Genomic DNA, 5115 nt, shown 5'->3' with positions numbered 1-5115 from the left:
GGCTTGCCGGAGGTGTCGAGGTGCGCGAGGTCGCGGACGATCTCGCCGACGGCAGGGGTGTAGACGGGCGTGCGGGGGCTACTGGGCATGGGGGCTCCACTGGTTGCGCTGGGTTCCCGGTTTCTCACGGGGTGTAGCCATGGTGGACTCGCGCGCCCTAGGATCGGAAGGCATCCCCACTTGACAGATTTCTCTGTGGGATTCAGGGATCAAAGAGGTCTGATCATGCGAGAGACAAAGCTCGATCCTTCAACATCTCCCCTTGCGGCCTTCGGCGTTCAACTCCGCAGGTCACGCAAGGCAGCAGGGCTGAACCAAGTGCAGCTTGGCCGCCTCACGAACTTGAGTGACAGTCAGATTTCGAACCTCGAAAGAGGTACACGCACTCCCACACTTGACTGGGTGCGTCTGGCTGACCAAGTACTGGAGACTGGTGGGACTCTAGAACTGATGTACTGGAGCCTTGCCGGGCCGGCTCTGCTGGAGGGATTCCCCGAGTACGTCGCGCAAGAGGCGAAGGCCGTAGAGCTGAGACAGTTCGAACTCGGCGTCATTCCCGGACTGTTCCAGACCAGGGCCTACGCAGAGACGCTGGCATCTGCGGATGTGAGGCGAGGAGCCATCACCGAGGAGGAAGCCGACGGGAGGGTTGCATACCTCCTGAGCCGCCAACAGCGGCTCAACGGCAAGGAATCACCTCTGGTCCATGCCGTGCTCGACGAGAGTTGCCTTCGCCGCACGGTAGGTGGCACAGGCGTGATGCGCGAACAGCTCGATCATCTGACCGAGCTGGCGAATCGGCCCCGGACCATCATTCAGGTGGCGCCGTTCTCCATGGGCGAACGCCGATCCCTCGCATTGCCGGTGGTTCTACTGACCTTGGCCGATCGCAGCATGCTGGGGTACACGGAGTCCCAGGAACGCGGCTATCTCACCAGGGAATCCCACCGGGTCACCCTCTGGGCGAGGGACTACGATCGGCTCCAAGTGGGAGCCAGTTCGGATGTGGCATCCCTCGAAATGATCCGCGCAGCCCGGAAGGATCTCCGACCATGAGCCGCACCCTCCCCCTAGACCCGACCGGCGCCACCTGGGTGAAGTCCAGCTACAGCCAGAACGGCGGAAACTGCATCGAGGTCACCCCCGACTTCCCCGGCCTCGCCCCGGTCCGTGATTCCAAGGACCCGTCCGGCCCCACTCTCCTCTTCCCCACCGACGCCTGGCGCTCCTTCGTCGCCGGTGTGCAGGCGGGCGAGTTCGGCACGGTCTGACCTGAACCGACTCCTGGGCCCCGACCGGATTTCCGCTCGGGGACCAGGAGTTGACGCGCACTTGCTACCGTGGGTTGCATGACTCCTGTGAGCTGGCGCAAGAGTACTTACAGCAACAACGGCGGGACCTGCGTCGAGATCGCAACCGACGCCCCCGGCCTCGTCCCCGTCCGTGACTCCAAGGACCCCTCCGGCCCCGTCCTCGCCTTCCCCACCGACGCCTGGCAGTCCTTCGTCGCCGCCGTTCAAGCAGGCGAGTTCGGCTCCGTCTGACCCGAACCCCGCCATGGCCCCTGACCGCACTACAGATCGGGGACTGCGTTTTGAGCAGGTCGCCGCAGGGTGGTCCAGTAGGAGTGGAAGCCCTGTCCAAGCTGCTTCCCAAGCGATGATCCGCAAGGCACGAGAGGACTTCACTCTATGACGCCACGATTCGACGACCTGTCCCGTGCTTCTTGGTTCAAGTCGACACACAGCGACAACGGAGGAACGTGCGTCGAGGTGACGGCGGACTTTCGCGGCGTCGTGCCAGTGCGCGACTCCAAGGACCCGGTTGGCCTCGCCTTCCCCACCGACGCCTGGCGGTCCTTCGTCGCCGCCGTACAGGCAGGCGAGTTCGGCACGGTCTGACCCGAACCAACCCCTAGGGTCCGTTTCAGAAGTGGATCAAGGTCTGCGATGATCACGCTCCGTGGCTCGGGGAGATCTGACAGACGCGCAGTGGACGGTGCTGGAACCGCTGTTGCCGATGGGCATCAAGCCTGGTCGGCCGCCAGTTCATGCCAAGCGGCAGCTGATCGACGGGATACGGTTCCGCACGCGGACAGGCATACCGTGGCGGGACCTTCCCACACGGTATGGGCCGTGGGAGACGGTGTACGGGCTCTTCCGGCGCTGGCAGCGTGACGGCACGTGGCATCGGATCTTTGAGCAGCTCCAGGCCCGCGCGGACGCGAAGGGGCTGATCACCTGGGACATCTCGGTGGACTCCATGGTCGCCCGCGCCCACCAGCACGCGGCTGGCGCCCGTAAACAGGGGATCTGCAGGTCGAACCGCCCGGTGGCGTCTTCACCGAGCCCAACGACCACGGGCTCGGACGCTCACGCGGCGGATTGACCACCAAGATCCACCTCGCGGTCGAGCAGGCACAGAAGCCGTTGTCGCTCGTGATCACGGCCGGGCAGCGCGGTGACTCCCCGCAGTTCCAGGTCGTCCTGGGCCGCATCCGGGTACCCCGGCTTGGAGCGGGACGGCCGCGACCCCGGCCCGACAAGGTCCGCGCGGACAAGGCGTACGGCTCCCGCTCCAACCGCGACTACCTGCGCCGCCGCAACATCCGGTGCACGATCCCGGAGAAGCGCGACCAGATCGCCAACCGCAAGAAGCGCGGCTCCCATGGCGGCCGGCCGCCGAAGTTCGACAAGGACGACTACAAGCAACGCCACGCGGTGGAGTGCGGCATCAACCGACTGAAGCGAAACCGCGCGGTGGCCACGCGATATGACAAGCTCGCTGTCCGCTACGAAGCGACGATGCTGGTCGCCGCAATCGGCGAATGGCTCTGACCGGCACGGCAGCAACGACCAGGAACGGATGTGTCACCTTCGCGCGTTGGGTCGGCATGGTGATGATGGCGGGTCTGCTCTTCATGGCAGTACTGGTGATTGTGCCCTTCACGCTGGCCTCAATCCGGCATCTCGTGGTGCGATCCGGCCGTCCGGGATGGTTATGCCGCCGCCTGACCACTCGAACGCGAAGCAGCGGGCTCGGCCTTGGCGCCACCGCGACCGAGGAGTTACACGCCTTCTTCAACGCCAACAAGCGCGTGCAAATCGAGCAGCGGCGAACTCAACTGGTCATGCGGGACGACGACCACGCCGGCGCCCCGCCTCGCATAGGTATCGACTTGGACGGCGGCACCGCAGTTGTTCAACAGCAGAGGTAGACGTGCCGCACCATGCGCGATCACCTCACTGCAAGATCCACTTCTGAAACAGACCCTAGTACTGGAGTGGGCTTCCGAGCCGTCCGCTACCCATCGAGTCCTCCGGGACGGTCGGCATTCTTGATCTCGTGGAGTCCGGCAGCCGTCATCGGGGTCCACTCCCTGCTCTGTCCAGCGGCACGGAGGGCTTCTTCGACCTCGCCGAGCTTCGCCGGGGACAATACGCCCGCCCGCTCGATCAGGTCGTCCCGGGCCACGGTGGTCAGCCAGGTACAAGGAGTGAAGCCCGCACGCGGGAACGCCAACCGCAGCACGCCTTCGAAGGGCATTCCCTCCAGGGGGCCCACGGCCACTTCAACGCCGAGACCGCTGATGTCGACGCCCGCCGGAGCGACGACCTGCATCGCCCGGAACCTGGACGACTCCTCGTCCGACAGCAGCACGACCGGGCGTCGCTCGTCGAAGTCGACCCACCAGACTTCACCGCGTTGCATGTGTCCTCCTGGCACGGGCCGGCGGGTGAACGCTTTGTGTATCGTGCGGCGGCCGCAGGTCACAGCGTAGACCCTGCCCGTCGGACCGCACCCGACTCCGAGGACCCCTGCGGTCCCGTCCTCGCCTTCCCCGCCGAGGCCCGGCATTCCTTCGTCGCCGCCGTGCGGGCGGGCGAGTTCCGCTCCGCCCGACCCGAGCTCCCGCTCGGGTCCCCCGTATCGGCTAGAGCCGCACCGCCGGACCGACCAAGGGCCGGAGGGTGGCCGAGGTGACAGCGGACGAGCGAGGCGTCGCAGGGAGGATGCGGCGCAGCGGGGACGGGACGCCGCCGCGGCGGGACCACTCGTGCGGGTAGCCGAGCGACACCTCGTGGAACGGGACGCCGTCCGCGCGGACGGTGCGCGGGATGTGGAGGTGGCCGTACACCACCGCGACCGCGTGGAAGCGGCGGTGCCAGTCGGCCGTGTGCTCGGTGCCGCACCAGAGGGCGAACTCGGGGTGGCGCAGCAGGTAGGTCGGCTCGCGCCGCAGCGGGAAGTGGTTGACCAGGACGGTGGGCAGGTCCGGGTCGAGGGCGGCGAGGCGGCGTTCGGTGACGGCGAGCCGGGCCTGGCACCAGCTCTCGCGGTCGGGGAACGGGTCGGCGTGGAGCAGGAGTTCGTCCGTGCAGACGACCCCGACCGCATGGGCGGCGGCGAGTGCGGCGTCCTTGGTGGTAGTGCCGCGCGGGCGGAAGGTGTAGTCGTAGAGCAGGAACAGCGGGGCGACGGCGACCGGGCCGTCCGGGCCCGGCCACAGCGCGTACGGGTCCTCGGGGGTCAACACGCCGAGGCCCCGGCAGAGTTCGACCAGTGCGCGGTAGCGGGCGTCGCCGCGCAGTCCGACCGGGTCGTCCGGGAGGGTCCAGAGCTCGTGGTTGCCGGGTGCCCAGATCACCCGGGCGAACCGGGCGGCGAGGAGTTCCAGGGCGCCGGCGATCTCGTCGAAGCGTTCGGCGACGTCGCCGGCCACGATCAGCCAGTCCTCGTCGGTGGCCGGGCGGAGGGCCTCCAGGACGGCCCGGTTGCCGGCGTGGCCGACGTGCAGGTCGGCGACCGCGAGCAGGTTCGGCGCGTTCACCGGGTGGCTCCGACGGGGGCGGTGGCGGCGAGCAGCCGGCGGGTGTAGGGGTCGGCGGGCTCCGCGAAGAGCCGGTCGACGGTGGCGGTCTCGACGAGCCGGCCGTCCTTCATCACCGCGACCCGGTCGGCGAGGTGCTGGACCACGCCGAGGTCGTGCGAGATGAACAGCAGGGCGAGGCCCAGCTCGCGGCGCAGGTCGGCGAGCAGGTCGAGGATCTGCGCCTGCACCGAGAGGTCGAGCGCGGAGACCGGTTCGTCGCAGACCAGCAGGGCCGGTGCCGG

Annotated in this window: 9 protein-coding genes; 6 read left to right on the top strand and 3 right to left on the bottom strand. The window is 67.8% G+C overall.

Annotation, left to right across the window (positions count from 1 at the left end; all coding sequences use genetic code 11):
- Window positions 1-87: 87 nt before the first annotated feature.
- From VR45_RS36315 to VR45_RS36285, 6 genes are all read left to right on the top strand, one after another.
- Window positions 88-1056 carry a helix-turn-helix transcriptional regulator gene (locus VR45_RS36315; protein ID WP_353612750.1) on the top strand — a complete coding sequence of 323 codons (969 nt, stop codon included), beginning with the start codon at window positions 88-90 and terminating at the stop codon, window positions 1054-1056.
- Window positions 1053-1271, top strand: coding sequence for a DUF397 domain-containing protein (locus VR45_RS36310; protein WP_045944192.1), 219 nt, complete (start codon window positions 1053-1055; stop codon window positions 1269-1271). The genes VR45_RS36315 and VR45_RS36310 overlap by 4 nt, the downstream gene beginning before the upstream one ends.
- A gap of 78 nt (window positions 1272-1349) precedes the next feature.
- Window positions 1350-1544, top strand: coding sequence for a DUF397 domain-containing protein (locus VR45_RS36305; protein WP_045944191.1), 195 nt, complete (start codon window positions 1350-1352; stop codon window positions 1542-1544).
- 147 nt (window positions 1545-1691) lie between these two features.
- Window positions 1692-1901 carry a DUF397 domain-containing protein gene (locus VR45_RS36300; protein WP_045944190.1) on the top strand — a complete coding sequence of 70 codons (210 nt, stop codon included), beginning with the start codon at window positions 1692-1694 and terminating at the stop codon, window positions 1899-1901.
- Between the two features lie 61 nt (window positions 1902-1962).
- Window positions 1963-2837 (top strand): IS5 family transposase gene (locus VR45_RS44905; protein ID WP_107084382.1). Its coding sequence is split into 2 segments (ribosomal slippage): window positions 1963-2307 and window positions 2310-2837, totalling 873 coding nucleotides; the frame shifts between segments, so codons are not numbered across the junction.
- Window positions 2828-3217: a DUF6191 domain-containing protein gene (locus VR45_RS36285; protein ID WP_159394484.1), complete on the top strand. Its 390-nt coding sequence runs from the start codon at window positions 2828-2830 to the stop codon at window positions 3215-3217. Before VR45_RS44905 ends, VR45_RS36285 begins: the two co-directional genes overlap by 10 nt.
- A gap of 86 nt (window positions 3218-3303) precedes the next feature.
- Here VR45_RS36285 and VR45_RS36280 read toward each other — a convergent pair whose 3' ends face one another.
- The 3 genes from VR45_RS36280 to VR45_RS36270 form a co-directional block, all read right to left on the bottom strand.
- Window positions 3304-3711, bottom strand: coding sequence for a type II toxin-antitoxin system PemK/MazF family toxin (locus VR45_RS36280; protein WP_045944188.1), 408 nt, complete (start codon window positions 3709-3711; stop codon window positions 3304-3306).
- A gap of 223 nt (window positions 3712-3934) precedes the next feature.
- Entirely contained in the window at window positions 3935-4831 is an 897-nt protein-coding gene (locus VR45_RS36275; RefSeq protein ID WP_045944187.1) for a metallophosphoesterase, read from the bottom strand.
- On the bottom strand, window positions 4828-5115 hold a 288-nt coding region (locus tag VR45_RS36270), incomplete at its 5' end, for an ABC transporter ATP-binding protein (RefSeq protein ID WP_045944186.1). The genes VR45_RS36275 and VR45_RS36270, both read right to left, overlap by 4 nt.

Origin of the sequence: Streptomyces sp. NRRL S-495 (assembly GCF_000966955.1) — a bacterium.
GTDB lineage: Bacteria > Actinomycetota > Actinomycetes > Streptomycetales > Streptomycetaceae > Kitasatospora > Kitasatospora purpeofusca.
The sequence above is the reverse complement of the archived record's forward strand: the minus strand, read 5'-3'. Positions and strand labels throughout refer to the sequence as shown.